Annotated in this window: 16 protein-coding genes, 1 tRNA gene and 3 pseudogenes; 11 read left to right on the top strand and 9 right to left on the bottom strand. The window is 70.5% G+C overall.

What is annotated here, in order from left to right:
* Positions 1 to 174: 174 nt before the first annotated feature.
* The 3 genes from OHA19_RS27995 (at position 175) to OHA19_RS27985 (ending at position 3,098) form a co-directional block, all read left to right on the top strand.
* Positions 175 to 819: an HNH endonuclease family protein gene (locus tag OHA19_RS27995; RefSeq protein WP_405712271.1), complete on the top strand. Its 645-nt coding sequence runs from the start codon at positions 175 to 177 to the stop codon at positions 817 to 819.
* 846 nt (positions 820 to 1,665) lie between these two features.
* A complete protein-coding gene (locus OHA19_RS27990) occupies positions 1,666 to 2,121 on the top strand; it encodes a DoxX family protein (RefSeq protein WP_405712273.1) in 456 nt (151 codons plus the stop codon).
* Positions 2,122 to 2,426: 305 nt separating this feature from the next.
* On the top strand, positions 2,427 to 3,098 hold the full coding sequence (locus tag OHA19_RS27985; RefSeq protein ID WP_405712275.1) for a DedA family protein: 672 nt from the start codon (positions 2,427 to 2,429) through the stop codon (positions 3,096 to 3,098).
* On the opposite strand, the gene OHA19_RS27980 is transcribed toward OHA19_RS27985, so the two are convergent.
* The 4 genes from OHA19_RS27980 to OHA19_RS27965 all read right to left on the bottom strand — a co-directional run bounded on the left by OHA19_RS27980 (position 3,085) and on the right by OHA19_RS27965 (position 6,068).
* The gene (locus OHA19_RS27980; protein WP_124717878.1) at positions 3,085 to 3,309 is read right to left on the bottom strand and encodes a DUF2277 domain-containing protein; all 225 of its coding nucleotides are present in this window, start codon (positions 3,307 to 3,309) and stop codon (positions 3,085 to 3,087) included. The genes OHA19_RS27985 and OHA19_RS27980 overlap by 14 nt on opposite strands.
* A 123-nt stretch (positions 3,310 to 3,432) precedes the next feature.
* Positions 3,433 to 4,767, bottom strand: coding sequence for a DUF1254 domain-containing protein (locus OHA19_RS27975; protein ID WP_405712278.1), 1,335 nt, complete (start codon positions 4,765 to 4,767; stop codon positions 3,433 to 3,435).
* Positions 4,768 to 4,794: 27 nt separating this feature from the next.
* Positions 4,795 to 5,238 carry a hypothetical protein gene (locus OHA19_RS27970; RefSeq protein WP_405712280.1) on the bottom strand — a complete coding sequence of 148 codons (444 nt, stop codon included), beginning with the start codon at positions 5,236 to 5,238 and terminating at the stop codon, positions 4,795 to 4,797.
* Positions 5,239 to 5,372: 134 nt separating this feature from the next.
* On the bottom strand, positions 5,373 to 6,068 hold the full coding sequence (locus tag OHA19_RS27965) for a hypothetical protein (protein ID WP_405752067.1): 696 nt from the start codon (positions 6,066 to 6,068) through the stop codon (positions 5,373 to 5,375).
* A gap of 241 nt (positions 6,069 to 6,309) precedes the next feature.
* Between OHA19_RS27965 and OHA19_RS27960 the strand changes: the two genes are divergently transcribed.
* Complete coding sequence (locus OHA19_RS27960; protein WP_015034725.1) at positions 6,310 to 6,384, top strand: 50S ribosomal protein bL37; 75 nt, start codon at positions 6,310 to 6,312, stop codon at positions 6,382 to 6,384.
* 183 nt (positions 6,385 to 6,567) lie between these two features.
* Here the strand turns inward: OHA19_RS27960 and OHA19_RS27955 are convergent.
* Positions 6,568 to 7,148, bottom strand: a pseudogene (locus tag OHA19_RS27955) (flavoprotein).
* A gap of 132 nt (positions 7,149 to 7,280) precedes the next feature.
* Here OHA19_RS27955 and OHA19_RS27950 point away from each other — a divergent pair.
* The 3 genes and pseudogenes from OHA19_RS27950 to OHA19_RS27940 all read left to right on the top strand — a co-directional run.
* Positions 7,281 to 7,472 (top strand): annotated as a pseudogene (locus OHA19_RS27950) (helix-turn-helix domain-containing protein); the annotation flags it as partial.
* Between the two features lie 547 nt (positions 7,473 to 8,019).
* Positions 8,020 to 8,628, top strand: coding sequence for a hypothetical protein (locus tag OHA19_RS27945; RefSeq protein WP_405712285.1), 609 nt, complete (start codon positions 8,020 to 8,022; stop codon positions 8,626 to 8,628).
* Between the two features lie 438 nt (positions 8,629 to 9,066).
* Positions 9,067 to 9,363, top strand: coding sequence for a GYD domain-containing protein (locus tag OHA19_RS27940; RefSeq protein WP_405712286.1), 297 nt, complete (start codon positions 9,067 to 9,069; stop codon positions 9,361 to 9,363).
* Between the two features lie 167 nt (positions 9,364 to 9,530).
* Here OHA19_RS27940 and OHA19_RS27935 read toward each other — a convergent pair.
* Positions 9,531 to 9,605 (bottom strand) — tRNA-Val (locus OHA19_RS27935).
* Positions 9,606 to 10,025: 420 nt separating this feature from the next.
* Here OHA19_RS27935 and OHA19_RS27930 point away from each other — a divergent pair.
* From OHA19_RS27930 to OHA19_RS27915, 4 genes and pseudogenes are all read left to right on the top strand, one after another.
* Positions 10,026 to 10,742 (top strand): DUF4097 family beta strand repeat-containing protein, encoded by a 717-nt coding sequence (locus OHA19_RS27930; RefSeq protein WP_405721418.1) that lies wholly within the window; start codon positions 10,026 to 10,028, stop codon positions 10,740 to 10,742.
* Between the two features lie 71 nt (positions 10,743 to 10,813).
* Complete coding sequence (locus OHA19_RS27925; protein WP_405712288.1) at positions 10,814 to 12,181, top strand: hypothetical protein; 1,368 nt, start codon at positions 10,814 to 10,816, stop codon at positions 12,179 to 12,181.
* Between the two features lie 219 nt (positions 12,182 to 12,400).
* Positions 12,401 to 12,937 (top strand): annotated as a pseudogene (locus tag OHA19_RS27920) (DUF4383 domain-containing protein); the annotation flags it as partial.
* 82 nt (positions 12,938 to 13,019) lie between these two features.
* On the top strand, positions 13,020 to 13,244 hold the full coding sequence (locus tag OHA19_RS27915; RefSeq protein ID WP_093542989.1) for a zinc ribbon domain-containing protein: 225 nt from the start codon (positions 13,020 to 13,022) through the stop codon (positions 13,242 to 13,244).
* A gap of 69 nt (positions 13,245 to 13,313) precedes the next feature.
* Here OHA19_RS27915 and OHA19_RS27910 read toward each other — a convergent pair whose 3' ends face one another.
* From OHA19_RS27910 to OHA19_RS27900, 3 genes are read right to left on the bottom strand one after another with little or no spacing between them, the layout of a single operon-like run.
* Positions 13,314 to 13,973, bottom strand: coding sequence for an O-methyltransferase (locus OHA19_RS27910; RefSeq protein WP_405712290.1), 660 nt, complete (start codon positions 13,971 to 13,973; stop codon positions 13,314 to 13,316).
* Between the two features lie 47 nt (positions 13,974 to 14,020).
* The gene (locus OHA19_RS27905; protein WP_405712292.1) at positions 14,021 to 14,881 is read right to left on the bottom strand and encodes an HAD family hydrolase; all 861 of its coding nucleotides are present in this window, start codon (positions 14,879 to 14,881) and stop codon (positions 14,021 to 14,023) included.
* Positions 14,878 to 17,439 carry a phosphoribosyltransferase gene (locus tag OHA19_RS27900; protein WP_405712294.1) on the bottom strand — a complete coding sequence of 854 codons (2,562 nt, stop codon included), beginning with the start codon at positions 17,437 to 17,439 and terminating at the stop codon, positions 14,878 to 14,880. Before OHA19_RS27900 ends, OHA19_RS27905 begins: the two co-directional genes overlap by 4 nt.
* Positions 17,440 to 17,478: the final 39 nt, after the last annotated feature.

Here is a 17,478-nt window from a genome sequence, read left to right as displayed (position 1 = left end):
CAGATGCGGACGTACGCCCCCATGCTCCAGCCCTGTTCGTCAGAACTCTTGATGTGACGTGACCATGTCGCCACTCTGTTACCTGGTGCCCACCCCACGGAAACCTGGCACGGCCACGATGGCCGGGCTTCACGGGTCACCCGTCCAAGGTCCCCCCACATCGAGGGAGTTCGTATGTCTGGTGTCTACGCGCGTCGCATCGCCGTCGTCGCCGCATCCGCCGCTTTCGCCGCAACCAGCGGCCTGCTCACCGCCCCCACCGCACAGGCCGCCATGCCCACCCCGGTCTCCGCCTCGACCGCCCGCACCTACCTCAGCCAGCTGACCGTCGCCGCGGAGGGCTCGTCGACCGGCTACAGCCGTGACAAGTTCCCGCACTGGATCACCCAGTCGGGCGCCTGCAACACCCGTGAGGTCGTCCTGGAGCGCGACGGCACGAACGTGACGCAGGACTCCAGCTGCGCCGCAGTCAGCGGCACTTGGTACTCGGAGTACGACGGCGCCACCTGGACCGCCGCCTCCGATCTGGACATCGACCACATGGTTCCGCTCGCCGAGGCCTGGCGGTCGGGCGCCAGCAGCTGGACGACCGCCGAGCGCCAGGCGTACGCCAACGACCTGACGCGTCCTCAGCTCATCGCGGTCACGGACAACGTCAACCAGGCCAAGGGTGACAAGGACCCGGCCGAGTGGATGCCCTCGCGCACCGCGTACAAGTGCACGTACGCGCGCGCCTGGGTCCATGTGAAGCACTACTACGACCTGACCGTCGACTCGGCCGAGAAGAGCGCCCTGCAGTCCATCCTGAACGGCTGCTGAGCGGGCTCGCCCGACCTTCCTCGACCGTTCGTTCCATACGGGTACGGAGCCGTGCACACCGCACGGCTCCGTACCCGTATGCGCTCCCCTTCCCCGCGCCCGCCCCCGGCGCGTTTTCGGCCGAGTACGGCCGACCCCGGCCGACGCCCGCGCCTCTCGGGAGGCCGCCGAGCGGCGGTGGCCGTCGTACGGCACCGAGCAGAGCCGCCGGGCCCGCAGAACCCCTTCGTCACCCCGGCCCGCACGGAGTCGGGGCGCCTCACCGACACGGCCCCCGTCGCCACTGGTCCACAAATCGTCGCCGGAGCGTTCGCAGCCGTACGCCCTCCGAACACTCCGGCGACGTTTTGTTCAGCGTCAGGTGATACACCCCATACACGCACAGCGGAACCGCGCGGCCCGTACAGGCGTCAGGCAGCGCCCCGAGCCCCGCATCCGGCAGCTGACCTGCCCCGCCCGTACGCACCTCACCCCCGGACGCCCCGGCGCCGGTTTCCGCTCCGACCGGAGCCGGACAGGACGCCGGACCGGCGGGACGCTCGCGCGACAGGGCCGGGCGATGGCGCCATCGGCCCAGTGGTACACCACCGGCGGACCGCGGCTCGGCGACCGCTCCACCCCTCTCACCCCGCATGGCCGGAAAGCTGCGCCGCCATTGGTTCAGGCCAAGACAGCAGAGAGAGGTTCGCAGTTGGAGGCGGTGCCGAACCGAATCCTGACCTAGAACCATGAGGTGACTTTCAGCCAGTCGACAGAATGTTGAACTTGCAAGCATTGGTGAGGTTTCCCTAATCTGAGGCACCCGATCGGTTCACGTCCCCACCAGACCGAAGGAGCCCTCCCCCCATGCACACACGTCTGAACCAGGCTCAGCCCTACGCACTCGGCCTCTTCCGGATCGTCATCGGCCTGTTCTTCACCTGCCACGGCGCGGCCTCGATCTTCGGCATCCTCGGCGGCTCCATGAACGGCGGCTCCATACCCGCCGGCACCTGGCCCGGCTGGTACGCGGCGGTCATCCAGCTCGTCGGCGGCGCCCTGGTGACGGTCGGACTAGGCACCCGCATCGCCGCCCTGGTCTGCTCCGGCTCCATGGCATACGCGTACTTCAAGGTCCACCAGCCCGAGGCGCTGTTCCCGCTGCAGAACGGCGGCGAGCCCTCGGCCGTCTTCTGCTGGGCGTTCCTGCTGCTGGTCTTCACCGGCCCCGGCGCACTGGCCCTGGACCGGCTGTTCGGCCGGGGCGGCACGGAGCACGACAGGTCCCGCGCGTCCGAGCAGGCACCGCCCATCACGGTCTGATCCGCACCCGTCGGCACCTGCCACCCACGGCCCGCTCCCTCCGGCACCCGCAGTCCACGGACCGCTCCCCCGCACCCGCCGCCCACGGCCCTTCTCCCGCAGCCGGCACGGGCCGTTCCTCACGTACATCCGGTGCCGGACACCGGAACCGGTGCTTCCCATTTCCGGATGTACGTGAGGTTCCCAACATCATTCGTATTTATTGATCACCGGATGAACGTCAGGCGTACGCTCTACAGCTGACCCTGCCGCTCCTGCCGCTCCCCTGCGACGTCGCGGCGTTGTTCCGAATCGGGGAGTAGTAGGTGCTTGAGAGTGTGGGCGCGCTGACCAGCAGCCCATGGATCTACGCCGTGGTCGCGCTTTCCGTGGTCCTGGACGTCTTTCTGCCCCTGCTGCCCAGTGGGGTCCTGGTGATCACCGCGGCCACGGCCGCCGCCGCCGGTTCGACGACCGTCGCGGGCGCGGGCGCCGCCGAGCAGGCGACCGAGGTCCCCTCACTCCTCGCTCTGATCCTCTGCGCCGCCACCGCCTCGGTGCTCGGCGACCTCGTCGCGTACCGGCTGGCCTGGCGCGGCGGGGAGCGCCTGGACCGGGCCATAGCCCGCTCCCGCCGCCTCACCTCCGCGCAGGAGCGCCTCGGCGCCGCCCTCGCCCGGGGCGGCGGCATCCTCGTGATCATCGCCCGCTTCGCCCCGGCCGGACGCTCGGTGGTCTCGCTGGGCGCGGGCGCCGCGCACCGCGAGGTCAAGGAATTCCTGCCCTGGTCGGCCCTGGCGGGCGTGGCATGGGCCGGTTACAGCGTGGGCCTCGGCTACTTCGGCGGCCAGTGGCTCGGCGCGACCTGGGTGGGCACGGCCGTCTCGGTCCTCGCCCTGTTCGTGGCGGGCGCCCTGGCCGCCTACCTCATGCGCCGCCCGGCGGCGGAGGCGGCCGCCGCGGCATCGGCGACCGCCCCGGCCACTACGGCGTCCTGACCGCGCCCCGGACCTCCAGCCCGTCCAGCAGTCTGACGGTCGCCTCGGTGATCTCGTCGACGGCCCGGTCGAACACCTCCTGGTTGTGCGCGGCCGGTGCGCGGAAGCCGGACACCTTGCGCACGAACTGCAGGGCGGCGGCCCGGATCTCCTCCTCGGTGGCCTCTTCGGGGATGGCTGGCGGGCGAAGGGTCTTGATGCTGCGGCACATGACTCAAGTGTGAACCGCACCACTGACAACCACCCGCCTCGCGGCCCAGACCCGCTCCCCCGAACTCCCCTCACCAAGTCCGTTCCCCGCGCCGGACCGCTCCCCTCACCGGGTCCGCTCCCCTCACCGAACCCGTTGGACGGCGGGGATCTCATACGTGCCGTCGAGAATCCCGGCCCCCGGCGCACAGAGCCCGAGCACGGACCGGAAGTCCCCGTCGGGCGTGGGCAGCCAGTTCGCCGCCGCGACCGGATCGTCCGGCCGCTCCCGCTGGACCCGGACCGTCAGCGAACCATCCTCCGCGTACGCGGGGCCGCGCCCCGCCGAGGTCTCGCCGATCCGCCGACCGGCCATGTCGTACACGGCCAGGGACCAGCCCGCCCCGGCCGGCGGCCGGCCTTCGAAGCGCAGCACGTAGGAGTGGGCCCCGTTCAGCCGCGCGCCCCCGACGTCACACAGGGTGTGGGCGTACACCGCCTCGTAACCGTGGACGCCCCACAGCGCGTTCCGTGCCGCCACCGCCCTGGTCCGGTAGGACGACGCACGGTCGGCGATCCGCCACTCCGGGGAGTCGATGGTCCCGACGCCGTAGTGGTCGAGGTTGTAGTCGAAGAGATGTGGCTCCATCACCCACCCCCCGGGCATCGCATCGGCCCCGCTCGCCTCGTCCACCAGTGCCCTGCCCCGCGCCGCCCCCTCGGTCAGGGCGCGCACGAGGCCGGCATCGGCATGGACGTAGGGCGAGGCCCCTTCCTCCAGCAGCCCCAGCCGCTGGAACCGGTCCTGATACGCCTGGTCGGGCGCGGACGGAGGGAAGTCGGCCATCCACACCCTGAGCTGCTCGAAGAACCGCAGCGGCTCCGGTACGTCGGGGTCGGGTGCGGGCAGCCCCGTGCGGTGCGTACCCGGTTCGACGTATGTGATGGTCAGCTGTTCCTGGAACGCGCGGACCCGCTCCTGCCCGTCCGGGCCGTGGCCGCCGCCGGTGTCGCAGGCACTGCGGCCGATGACGGTGACGACCGAGGTGGGCGCGTCTATGACCCCGAGCACACCGTCGGGCACATCGCCCGCCCAGCCCGGGGGAACGACGAGCCAGTCACCGGCCCGTCGGATCGCACTGGCCCTGCGGCCGACGTACGCGAAGTTGTTGGTCCACGCATCGACGAACTGCAGCACGCGGTACACGCCGCCCCGGTGCACACCGTCCGGGTCGGGGACGTGGAGCAGGACCGGCCCGCCGGAGAGGTCGAGATGAGCGACGGACCGGACGGTGTCGTCACCGACGGACACGAAGGGTGTGTCGGCAGGCACCGGCCGGTCCGCGTGCGCGAAGTGGTTGAAGGGGGTGGGAGCCAGCGGGCCGAAGCCCGTGTACATGGCACCCTCGACGACCGACAGGTCCCGGACCAGCGGATACCCGTAGACGTACGCCTCGGCGGCAAGAGCAGCGAGTTCCACCGCTGCCTCCCGGCCTCCGCGCTCCCCTCAGATGACCGCCCTCGATTGGTCGGTGCACAGCGCCCAGATCACGAACACGTCGATGGCGATGGAGATGATCGCCCAGAGCGGCTGGTACGGCAGCCAGACGAAGTTGACGATCACGCTGATGGCGGCCAGCACCACACCCGTGGCACGGGCCCATTCGGCACCCTTGAGGATGCCCCAGCCGACGACGCCGAGGACGATGCCGAGGACGAGGTGGATCCACCCCCACGAGGTCACGTCGAACTTGAACGTGTAGTTCCTGACGTGCGTGTAGACGTCGTCGGTGGCGATACCGGAGATGCCCTTGATCACTCCGAGGACGCCGTCGACGAGCAGCAGAACACCGGCGAAGATGATTCCACTGGCCGCCCAGGGGTTGATGTCCCCCTGGCCGGCGGAACCGGCGTGGCCGGCGTGGCCGGACGTGGGCGCTGAGTGAGCCATCGGAACTCCTTGGGCCGGATCGGGACTGCGGGACAGAACCGACCCTGCGCGCCGCCCCACCACGCGACCACCCGGACGCGCCCATCCGGGTGAACCTCGCCGCACGGGCTCGACCATGCCGATCGCGGGCGTCGCTACGACGAGGGAAGCCGCGTCACCTTCGAGACCTTGCACGTCATCTTGCCCGGAACCTTCCCCAGCCCCTGGGCCTTCTGCACCGACTTCTGCCCCGCCGCCAGGTCGGTCGCCGTCGCCAGCCCCGAAGCCCGGCGCGTGCCGTCCCCGTCCACGAACTCCACGGACACGATGTAGGACGCCTGGGTGTCGGCGTGGTTCACGATCTCCACATCCGCGTCCGGCCACTCGGTCAGCGAGTCCACCTGACACCGGGTGATCCGCACATCGCCCTCGGCATCCGTACCTTCCAGGGCCGGCAGCTCCGTGGGCGCGTCGGAGGCGCCGTCCGGCGCGGGCGCACCGCTCGCAGCGGGAGACCCGCTCTCCGTCGCCTCCACCGCCGACGGCTTCGACCTGGCCGAGGGCGAGTCGCCACCGCTGGTCACGGCGATCAGCACACCGAGCGCCAGCAGCACGGCCACCCCGCCGACCACGGACAACGTGACGATCAGTCCGGTACGGGACTTCCTGGGCGGCTGCGGACCGCCGTACACCCCGGTGTCGGGCTGCGGCCAGTGCTCGTACGGCGACGAGGACGGCGGCTGCTGACCGAGCTGTGGCTGCTGACCGGACTGCGGCTGCTGACCGAGCTGTGGCTGCTGACCGGACTGCGGCTGCTGACCGGGCTGGGGCGGCGGATAGCCGTACGACATGTATCCCCCCTGGGACGGTGCTGACGTGACCAGGACACGTTACGGCGAGCCGGGGCCTGGCTGTCCCGCAGGGGAGGCCCGAGGGCTAGGAACGGTTACGGACATGAACGGCGAACGCCCCCGACACCGACACTGGCCTTCACCGGCTCGTCGAAGCCCTCGCCAACACCCCTGATGCGGCCGCGACGGGCCGAACCTAAACTGGCGAAGGCCGAAGAACCCCAGGTGAGGGAGGCAGGTCATGGCCAAGCGAGGAAACAAGCGCCGCGCCCGCAAGAAGAAGAACGCCAACCACGGCAAGCGCCCCAACGCCTGAACCGAGTCCCCTCGGTGCCCTGAGAAGCGCATGCTCCCCAGGGCACCGGCCTCTTCGGTACCGCACCGGTGCTGCTTCGGCGCTACAGACCGCGAAGCGCCTCATCATGGAGATCGTCGTAGGCACTCCAGCAATCGATGCTGCCGTCGTCGTTTCAGGCTTCCCATCGCGCTCACCGGAAGATCATTTCTCGCCCTCCCGCGGCGCCCCGCGGTCCGGCTGCGGAGTGCGGTCGGGCCGCACGGCGCCGACCGCGTCCAGAGCGAGATGCCAGGGAAACCCCTCCGGCCGACGCTCGCCCGGTTGGTTCGGCTCGAAGCCACCCTCCCCGTACAGCACCGTCACCCCGGCGTCCCGCAGCGTCTGCAAGGACCGGCCGAACTGCGGATGGCGCGCGTAGGCGGCGTTCACGCACGGCATCGTCACCGTGGGAATCCGCTTCCCGATGGCTTCGGCGGCCACGCCGACGACGAAGCTCGAAGTCAGCCCGAGCGCCCAGTGGTTGACCGTGTTGAAGGTGGCCGGGGCGAGCAGGATCGCGTCCGCCGGGGGCCATGCGTCCGGTTCGCCCGGCATTTGTACTCGGAGCGCACCGGGTGTCCGGTCAGCTCCCCCAGCTCCGCCAGTTGCGGCCCCACCCACTTGGCCGCTGTCGGCGTCAGCCCCAGACACACGTCCCATCCCCGGGCCCGGGCGTCCTCCACAACCCGGGCCGCGTCGAAGACCGGCGGCGCAGCGGAACCGAACAGGTACAGGGTCGTCATTCACCCATCCCATCCCGCCGGGCCCCGGGCGCGCAACCGCCCCTGAACCGGGTGAAATCGGGGGCGAGTCCCGGTCCGGCGCCGCACGGCGCGGGTACCGTCCCGGATGACGGTTCAGGAACGGAGACCGGTATGCCCCGACTGGACGGCAATCACACAGGTGCCCGGATCAGGGAGCAGCGGAAGCTGGCCCGCCTGACTCAGCGACAACTCGCGGAACGGATCCCGTACTCCTACAGCCTTCTGAACCAGGTCGAATGCGGCGCCAAGCCTGCGAACCTCGACTTCATCGCGGCGTTGGCACGGGCCCTGCGAGTCGACGTCTGGTGCGCCGCACCCCTGTCGAACGCGGCCGCCCACGACCTCGGCCCACGCACCGTGAACGCGCACGGGAGCGCCGCCCGTTGGTTTCCTCGTTGCTGCCCCACGTGCTGGAAGAACCACTCCTGATCACGCTGCCGAGGCGAGCCCCGGGTGAACGGGAACGACCGCACCCGCCGAAGGCGCGTCTGGAAGCCGCAGGGCGTTTGGCGCGCGGCACCGTCGATAGCCGCTCTGAAGACCTGGCACTGATTGCGGATACGCCCTCGCCGGTCACCCTGCCTACAGCAATGCCGAGTTGGTGAACGGTCTCCTGCGCCGTCACCGCTGCAAGTGGCCACGGTTGACCGCTTGATCCGGAACGAATCCGGAGCACACAGCGGCCAGGGCCCGAATGGTCGGTGGCCGATCCTCAGCGCCACTGGCCTCTTCCGTGCCATTTGTGCGCCTGCCGTGCGCCGCTGCCATCTTGCGTGCCTCGCAGACGCCACGCACGGTTTCAGATGTTGCTGCTCGGCACTCCGGCACTCAACAGGGACGGCGGTATCTCATGGGTTCGGCAAGTACGTGGGCACGTGCAACCTTCGGTGATGTGGCTGGCGACCTGGTGGACGTGATTCCGGCTTGCCTGCTCCGGGCTCATGCAAGGGCTCGCAATGGGCACGAAGGGGTCCACACTCAGACTCTTGAGGCATATGGCCACGGGTTGTATGCCGTGCAGTACGAGGAACTTGCCGTCGGCCTTGGAGCCTTGGAGGATGCCACGCCGGTGCGCCTTCACGGGCGCACCATGGTGATCGTTGCCGACCATGTGATCTATCCGATTCGCTACGCGAAGAAAAATGTTCCGGTCACAGCCGCTCGCCTGCGGCGGGCTACGGGGTTCCGTGCCGAACTGATTCGCCGGCATGGCCCTGAGCCCATGCAACAGATGCTCGATCTTGGCCTGGATGAGCTCGAAGAGTCCGAAGTCCACCCCGACCTTGGGCTCCTCCCCGAGAACATCCGCCTCGTTCTGGTCGCCTACGCCTGCTCCATGGACCAAGGCATGATGCGTGTCGAATGGGGTTCCGCGGAACTGCGCCAAGAAGACCGGTATCTCATCTGGCACCACCACGAGCCACTACCTCTGGATGGCCGGTTGACCACCGCATTGTGAGTTCGATCAATCCGTCCCGGTCTCGTCTCCGCGCGGCTACACCCACGTCGTCCAGGACACGCAGCGCGAGGCTGTGAGTCACCTGGACCGCATGCTGAAGCGGCGGCGTCCCGACCGTGAGTGACCGCACCCACTGATGTCAGAAGTGGATGTCAAAGGCCCCCAACCATGATCGGTTGGGGACCTTTGCACTGGTGGGCGCGGACGTTGTGAGTTCGATCCGCGATATCAGCGGCCCTGGATCGCTACGACTGTATGACTGCGTCTACTCCGCAGAGAACCGCGGCGACCGTTGGTGTCCGCTGTCGTTGGTGTCAGCCTGCCCCTCGATGCCTGTGGTCGCTCGTATTGCTCGTTCGGGTGCGTATCTCGTGCAGGTTCTAGCCCAAATGTCCAGGATTATCCTCACGATGTGTCTCCTCGTGAAGGTGAAAGAACATGCCGACGTACGTCACCTTGCTGAGCTGGACCGATCAAGGGGTCCGAAACTACAACGACACCGCAAAGCGCTCCGAGGCCTTCGGGTCAGCGGTACAGAAGCTCGGGGCGAAGCTCCTGAGCATCTACTGGACCGTCGGTCCGTACGACCTCGTGGCCATCGTCGAGGCGCCCGACGACGAAACTGCCACGGCAGCACTCCTGCAGCTCGGTGGGGTGGGCAACGTCCGTTCCACGACTCTGCGGGCCTTCGGCCCAGAGGAGATGGAGCGCATCATCGCCAAGGCGGCTGGCTGACGACCCACGTCGTCCAGGACACCCAGCGCGAGGCAGTGAGTCACCTGGACCGCATGCTCAAGCGGCGTCCCGGCCGTGAGTGACCACGCCCATGACCGACCGCACCCGTTGATGTCAGAAGTAGATGTCAAAGGCCCCCAACCATGATCGGTTGGGGGCCTTTGCACTGGTGGGCGCGGACGGTTTCGAACCGCCGACATCTGCTTTGTAAGAGCAGCGCTCTACCCCTGAGCTACGCACCCGTGGATGAGGCAACAGCGTACATGGACTACGGCCCGTGGTCACAAACGATTCCCGGCGGCAGCGACGGGGGCGCCCGTCGACGAGGTGACGACGGCCTCCGTGCGGGTGCCGGTCGGGCTCCGTGCGGGTGCCGGTCGGGCTCCGCACGGGTGCCGGTCAGGCTCCGCACGGGTGCCGGTCAGGGCTCACGCAGGTGCCGGTCGGGGCTCTCACGCAGGCTCGGTCGGGCGGGGCTCTCACGCAGGGGTCGGTCGGGGGTTATCCCCACCCCTCGTACGGTGGCCGTCCGGATTCCGGTGGGGCGGGCGCGTACGTACGGTGAGGGTCGCAGCATCGGAGCATCCGCCGTACGACCTGGGGGAAAGATCATCGTGGCAGTCCGCACCCGCACTCTCATCGCGTCCGGTGGCGCCGTGCTCATGGCCCTTGTCCTCTCCGGTTGTGGCAGTACGGACGTCAGCGAAGCGCCTGCCGAGCACAAGTCGTTCGCGTTGAGCGGGAAGACGCTGACCATCCGTTCCGGGCAGTCCTCGCTGGAGCTCATGCCGGCCGATGTGAAGGAGGTCGAGGTGACCCGCCGGTTCGACGGTTGGGTGATGTTCGGGAACGGGCCCGATCCCCGGTGGGAGATGCGGGACGGCACGCTCACCCTCGGAGTGAAGTGCGAGGCGCTGATCAGCGACTGTCAGGCGGAGCATCAGGTGAAGGTGCCGCGCGGGGTGGCGGTGGTCGTCGAGGGGGACAACGGGAAGGTCGTCGCCTCCGGCTTCCGCACCCCGCTCACGCTCGGCGCCGACAACGGAAGGGTGACCGTCCGGGACTCCACCGGGCCTCTGGAGCTGAAGAGCGACAACGGGGACATCGTCGCCGAGGGGATCTCGGCGAAGTCCGTCTCGGCGCGGTCCGACAACGGCAGGATCCGGCTGGGGTTCACGGCCGTGCCGGATCTCGTGGACGCCGTGAGCGACAACGGCGCGATCACCATCGATCTGCCGGGCGGCGCCACGAAGTACACGGTGGATGCCACCGCCGACAACGGGCGCACCTCGGTGGAGGTGCCGCGCGGCGACGGCAGCGGTCATGTGGTGAAGGCCCGGAGCGACAACGGCAAAGTCACCGTCCGGAGCGCGAACTAACCGGCCCGTGTGTTCGTCCTTACCTGGTGGGAGAATGTACCGGGCAGGGCGAAACGGCACGGGAGAGGGATGTGACGGCGACACACGCGCAGCCGCGGGCGAGAGCGGGTGGGGGTTCCGCCGTCAGGGATGTCTTCGCGCTGATGCTGTTGCCGGTACCGCTGCTCGCCGCCGCGTTGCCGGCCGCCTTCGCCGGTGGCGGTACGAGGCGCTGGTTCGGCGGGCGCGGGGAGAGCCAGCGCGCCGAGGCGCAGGCCGCGAAGGACGCCGCCGCTTCGGCCTTCTACGAGCTGGACACGGCCCAGCGCGATCTGCGGATCTCGATCGAGACGATCACCGCGGTGGACAGCTCGCCCGCCGCGCGCAAGGCCGTGGACGACTTCGCGGCCCTGGGGCGGCGGATCGACGAGGCCAGCCACACATACATCACCGCGGTCGACGCGCACGATCTGGACCGGGACGATCTGGAGCCGTCGGTCGCCTCCCGCGCGCGGGCCGAGCTGACCACGGCCAAGGACGAGCTGGTACGGGTCAAGGCCGAGCTGGACCGGTTCGCGCAGGGTCTCGGTCCGCTGCTGGGCAGCGCGGAGACGCAGCTCGCGCGGCTCGCGCCCGCCGTGGAGCGGGCCCGGCAGGCGTTGCTGGGTGCGAGCAACGCTCTGGACACGGTGCGCGCGTCCGGGCTGCGCGCGGATGAGCTCGCTGCCCGCCTGGCGGCTCTCGCTCCCGAGCTGACCAAGCTCAACCAGGGCGCCGGCCGGCACGGCGTTCCGGAGACCCTGGAGCGTGCCGACCGGGTGCTGCGCGATGCCGAGGCGGTGCGGGCCGAGGCGGCCAAGCTGCCCGAGCGGGCCGCCGAGATCGACCACCGGCTGGTGTCGTTGCGTACGCGTGCCCAGGCATTGACCACCCGGGCGGGGTCGGTGGAGCCGGTGCTGAGCGAGTTGCGGCGGCGGTTCTCGGCTGTGTGCTGGCAGGATCTCCAGCCCGTTCCCGAGCAGGCGGCCGTCAATGTGCGGCAGGCCGAGGAGAAGCTGAAGGAGGCCACCCAGGCGCGGGACGAGCAGCGGTGGGCCGATGCGACGTCCCGGCTGAGCACCGTCCGCGCCTTGCTGAACGCGACGGACGAGGCGGTGTCCGCGGCCGGTGACCGGCTGCACCGGCTGGACGCAGTGGCCAAGGATCCGCAGCAGGAGATCCAGCGGACCCGGTTCGCGGTCCGCGACGCGCAGCGCCTGGCCATGGACGGCCGCAGCACACCCGATCCGCGCCATGCCCGGCCGCTGGACGATGCCGTGGCCCGGCTGGATCGCGCCGTCGCCGCGCTCGACGGGCGTCACCCCGACTACTGGCACTTCCTGACCGAGACCGAGGCGGTGCGGCGGACGGCCGCGCGGGTGGTCTCCGAGATCCGTGAGGAGCGCGGGGCGGGCGCGTGAGCCGTCCGGGCTCCGCACCACGGCTCCTCGCGTTCTCGCGTTCTCCGGTGTGCGGCGGCGACTCGCCGGTGCGCCAACGGCCACGGATCGCGTTCTCGCGTTCCTCCCGTGCGCGGCGGCGACTCGCCGATGAGCCAACGGCCACGGATCGCGTTCTCCCGTGTGCGGCGGCGGCACCTGGGGCGGATCCTGGTAGTACGCCCGAAGGAGACGAGCGACATGGCCACCCATGTGCTGCACCCCACGGGGCGACGGGCCCCCCGCCGCCGCAAGGCCACCCGGCTCGACAAGCATCTGCCGGTCGATCACCGGCTCAGCCGCGTCTACCGGGTCGGAGCGGGGCTGATGGGGCTGGTGCTGCTCGCCTTCGGTGTCCTGGGACTGATCAACAGGATCGGTTTCTTCAGCACCGGCGGAGCCACCGTCGCGGGCCTCAACACCAACGGCGCCCTGAGCGTCCTGTCCATCTGCGTCGGCCTGCTCCTGTTCATCGGGATGGTGATCGGCGGCAACTTCGCCTCGACGCTCAACATGGTTCTGGGCATCGCCTTCATCCTCAGCGGCTTCGTCAATCTCGCGCTGCTGGAGACCGACTACAACTTCCTCGCCTTCCAGATCCAGAACGTGCTGTTCAGCTTCGTGGTCGGCCTGATGCTGATGGTCTTCGGGATGTACGGGCGGGTCAGCGGCGGCCTTCCGCACGACAACCCGTACTGGCGGGCGCGCCACCCCGAGGAGGCCGAGCAGGAAATGCGGCTGAGCCGGAGAGCGACCACGCAGCCGATGCCGGTTGTCCGGCGTAGCTCCTGGGCCCGCCGGTCACGGTTAGCCTGGGGCCATGCCTCGTTACGAATTCCGCTGCCGCTCCTGCGGAGACACGTTCGAACTCAGCCGCCCGATGGCCCAGTCCTCCGACCCGGCCTCCTGCCCCGCCGGGCACTCCGACACCGTGAAGCTGCTCTCCACCGTGGCCGTCGGCGGGTCGTCCGCCAAGTCCGCTCCCGCCGCTCCGTCGGCCGGTGGCGGCGGGGGCGGCTGCTGCGGCGGGGGCTGCTGCGGCTGAGAGCGGGTGGCCCCGGGCCGTCCGGGGCCACCGCCAGGGCCTGCTCGGCCCTGATCCGCCGGACGGGCTCTAACGCTTGCGGGAGAGGGTCAGGCCGTCGGACACGGTCAGCAGCACGCTGTCCATCCGCGGATCGGCGGCCACATGGTCGTTGAACTCCTTGATCGCCGCCGCCGCGCCGGTCGCGCGCGGGTCGGTCACCCCGCCGTGGAAGAGCACGTTGTCCGTGACGATCAGGCCGCCCTGCCGCATCCGGGGCACCAGCTCCTCCCAGTACGGGATGTAGTTGCCCTTGTCCGCGTCCAGGTAGGCGAGATCGATGTGCGGCTCGGCCGGCATCGACCGCAGTGTGTCGAGCGCGGGGGCGATACGGAGCTCGATCCGGTCCGCGACACCCGCCTTCTCCCATGCCTCCCGGCCGTAGGCGGTCCACTCCTCCGAGATGTCGCAGGCGATCAGCCGGCCGTCGGCGGGCAGCGCCTGCGCCATCGACAGGGCGGAGAACCCGGTGAACGTCCCGACCTCCACGATGTGCCGGGCCCCGGTCAGCCGGACGAGGAAGGCGAGGAGCGGTCCCTGTTCCTCGGCCGACTGCATGCCGGCGTGCTCGGGCAGGCGTGCGTACGTGGTCTCGACGAGCTCGCGCTGCACCGGATCGAGCGGTGGGTTGTGCGCCAGCATGTACGCGTACAGCTCGTCCGTGATCTTGGTTTCGTTGCCCTTGGTCATGCTGCGCTCCTCGTCCGTCGATCGGCCGGTGACGTCTCCGTCCGGTGTCAGGACGATCTTGCCTCACCGGCGGCCCGGAGGAAGTGCCGGAGGATCTCCTCGCCCGCCGCCACACCGCGCCCGGCCGTCACTTCGGCGTGCGGGGCGCTCCAGCCGGAGTCGGCCAGTTCGCCGTGGGCCGGGCGCCAGGCGCGGTCGGCCGCGAGGAGCAGGTCGGCGTCCAGGAGGCTGTCACCGGCGGCGAGGGTGAGTGTGGCGCCGGTGCGCCGGGCCACCTCGTTCATGGCGGCGCTCTTGGTGAGCGGGCCGGGAACCGCGTAGATCTTGCGGCCCTGGAGGGAGACCGTCCAGCCACGCGTCAGCGCCCACTCCCCCAGTTCCTTGACCCAGTCCTCGGGCAGCAGCGGGCGTTCCACCACGAGATAGGCGAAGAGGTCCTCGGCGACCCGTTCCTTGAGCAGCCAGGCGGGGTCTGCCGCGGCCAGGAGGTGGGCACGGACCTCGGCGAGGGACGCGCATTCCTCGGCGAGCCTGCGGGCCACCTGCCGTTGCCAGTCGGGGTCGGACTCGCCGTCGACGAGCAGGTGTCCCCCGTTGGCGCAGATCGCGAACCGGGGTGCGGGACCGGGCAGGTGGACGCGTCCGTACTGTTCGCGGGTGCGGGTGGTCGTCGGGACGAAGACCGTGGTGCGGGCCAGTTCGTCGAGCAGTGCCGCCGCCGTCTCCGTCACGTAGGAGAGCGGCTTGTGGTCGTACACCTCCACGCAGAGCAGCCGGGGGGCCTCGGCGTCCGGCACGGCGAGCTGAAGCGCTGCGGAGGAGTAGATCAGGGTGCGGTCGAGGTCGCTGGCGACGAGCGTCACGGGGGCGCCGGCATCGGCCGTCGCCGGGGGCGCGGGGGTGGTCACTTGGACTCCACCGCCTTGCCGTCCGCGCCCGTCGCGCCCCTGGTGTACTTCGGGTGGATCAGACCGACGCAGGTGTACGGGAGTCCGTCGACCTCCTCCACCGGTACGCCGCGCTGCTCGGCCAGCAGACGGATGTGCTCGAGGTCCGCGCCCGCGCCGCGCTTGGCGAGGATCTTCCACGGGACGCGGCGCAGCAGTACGCGGGTGGTCTCGCCGACGCCCGGCTTGACGAGGTTCACGTCGTGGATGCCGTACTCCTCGCTGATGCGCTCCACCGCGGCCCAGCCCTCCCAGGTGGGCGCGCGATCGGCTGCGAGCAGCTCCTTGACCTCGGCGTCCACGGCGTCGACGACCGCGTCGAAGTGGGCGGCGACGGTGTCGAGGAAGTGGCCGGACACATCGGTGTCCGCGAGCTCCCGGTAGAACTTCGCTCCGTGGAAGTCCTCGGGTCCGACCAGGTCGGCACGCAGGACGGTCCGCGAGATCAGCCCGGAGACCGTGGAGTTGAGGCAGGCGGACGGGATCAGGAAGTCCTCGCGGGTGCCGTAGGTGCGGACGCAGCCGCCCGGGTCGGCCAGTACCGCGATCTCCGGGTCGAACCCGTCGAACTCGGCGAGCGCCGCGGACAGTTCACGGGTGATCGCGCCCTTGCCGGTCCAGCCGTCGACGAAGACGACGTCCGCCGGGTCGTGGTGGGCGGCCAGCCAGCGCAGGGCGTTGGCGTCGATGCCGCGGCCCCGCACGATGGAGACGGCGTAGTGCGGCAGATCGATTCCGTGCCGGTGCCGGGCCCAGCGGCGCATCAGCACGCCGACGGGCGTGCCGGCCCTGGCGAGCGAGACCAGCACCGGGCGGGGGGTCCGTTCGGCGAGGACCGTCTCGGTGACGGTGCCGACGGCGCGGGCGACGCGGGCGGCCGACAGCTCCAGCGCCGCCCCGAACAGCTCCTGGTACTGGGCGGACGGCTGGTACTCGACCGGCAGCGACTCGGCGTAATGCGCGCCGCCGCTCTGTATCGCCTCCTCGCGCTCCTCGGTGGGCGCCTCCAGCTCGGTGTCCGAGAGGTCCTGGAGCAGCCAGCCGACCTCGTCGGGCGCGTAGGAGGAGAAGTCGGGGCCGCGGAGGGGCTCGGGCAGCATGGGGGGTTCCTGCCGTTCGGAGGCGTACGGGTCGGGGGCCGACCGGGCGTACGAGGGTATGTACGAGGGGACGACCGCGAGCAGGACATGGTCGGTGTGGGCGGCGAGCTGCGCCAACAGGCCGTCGGGGGCGTGGAGTTCAGGGGTGTCGGCGGCGGAGTCGACGGCGAGCACCACGGCGTCGAAACCGGCGCCCGCGACGTTGTACGCGTACCGGTAGCCGGGCCCGTCGGCCGGGTTGTCATGTGCCGGGAAGACCAGCCGGGTCCGTATCGCATAGCCCGGGTCGTCCACGGCGAGGACGGGCGAACGCGTGGTGGTGGAGTAGCGCACCTCGGCGTCGGTGTGGTCCTCCAGGGCCGTGCCCAGCCGCAGGGGGGCGTACATCAGCTCCTCGAAGCCGAGGACCAGTACGCGGCGGGCGTCGCCCAGGGCTCCGGCCATGCGGGCGGCCATGGCGGGGAGGGCGGGTTCCAGGGTGGCCCGGTGGGCGGGGGTGAAGCCGTGCCGTCCGCCGTCGGGCACACCGGCGGGCCACCGGAGATCCACCCGGGTGCAGGGCCGGAGGCCGGGGGCGGGAGTGGCGGACGAGGCGTCGGCGGCAGGGCCGGCCGCCTCCGCGGCGACGGGGCCTGCCTTCTCGTGCCCGCCGGCTGCCTCGGGCTCCGACTCGTGCGCGGCGACCAGTGCCTGGCCCTTCTCCAGGACGCCCTCCGGGAGGGTGACCGTGCCCGAGCCGCGCGCCACCAGGTCGACGCGAGCACCGATCTCCGCGGCGAACTCGGCCAGCCGTCCCCGGTCGTCCGGCGACCTCATGTCCACCAGGGCGACGATGACGTATCGGCTCCGCGGATAGCGCTCGTGCAGTGCGCGGATGGTGTTGAGCACGGTGTTGCCCGTGGAGAACTCGTCGTCCACCAGCACCAGCGGCGCATCGGAGACGGCGGCCGGCGAGGATGCCGGGCCGCGATCGCCCGCCAGCAGGTCCGGGTCCTCCGGGAGCAGCAGATGCGAGGTGGCGTGCGAGTGGGACTCCTCGAAGCCGCCCGCACGCACCACGCCCTCGACGGGGCGGCGGGTCGAGTGGAGGTACGGTGCCACGCCCAGCCCGTCGGCGACCGCGTGGCCGAGGCCGGTGGCCGTCTCCGCGTAACCGAGCACGACGGCGCGGCGCGCCTCGGTGTCACCGAGGAGTTCGCGCACCCGCCGGCCGAGCTCGAATCCGGCGCCGTACACCACGGAGGGCTTCTGCGGCACATGCTTGCCGAGCACGTTCGACACGAGGAGATGGGCCCGCTTGGGGTTGCGGCGCAGGGCGAGCCCCAGCAGGTCCTTCAGCTCCCTGTCGCCGTCGGGCGTCCCGTCGCCGACGAGCTCGACGCCCAGTCGTTCCGCCACCCAGCTGCCCGACCACACCACGTCCGCCGTCTCCTTCTCTGCCGTTGCCGCTCGTCCGGC

It is taken from the genome of Streptomyces sp. NBC_00012, from assembly GCF_045040875.1.
GTDB lineage: Bacteria > Actinomycetota > Actinomycetes > Streptomycetales > Streptomycetaceae > Streptomyces.
Note: the sequence above shows the minus strand (reverse complement) of the source record. Positions and strands in the feature narration are given on the sequence as shown.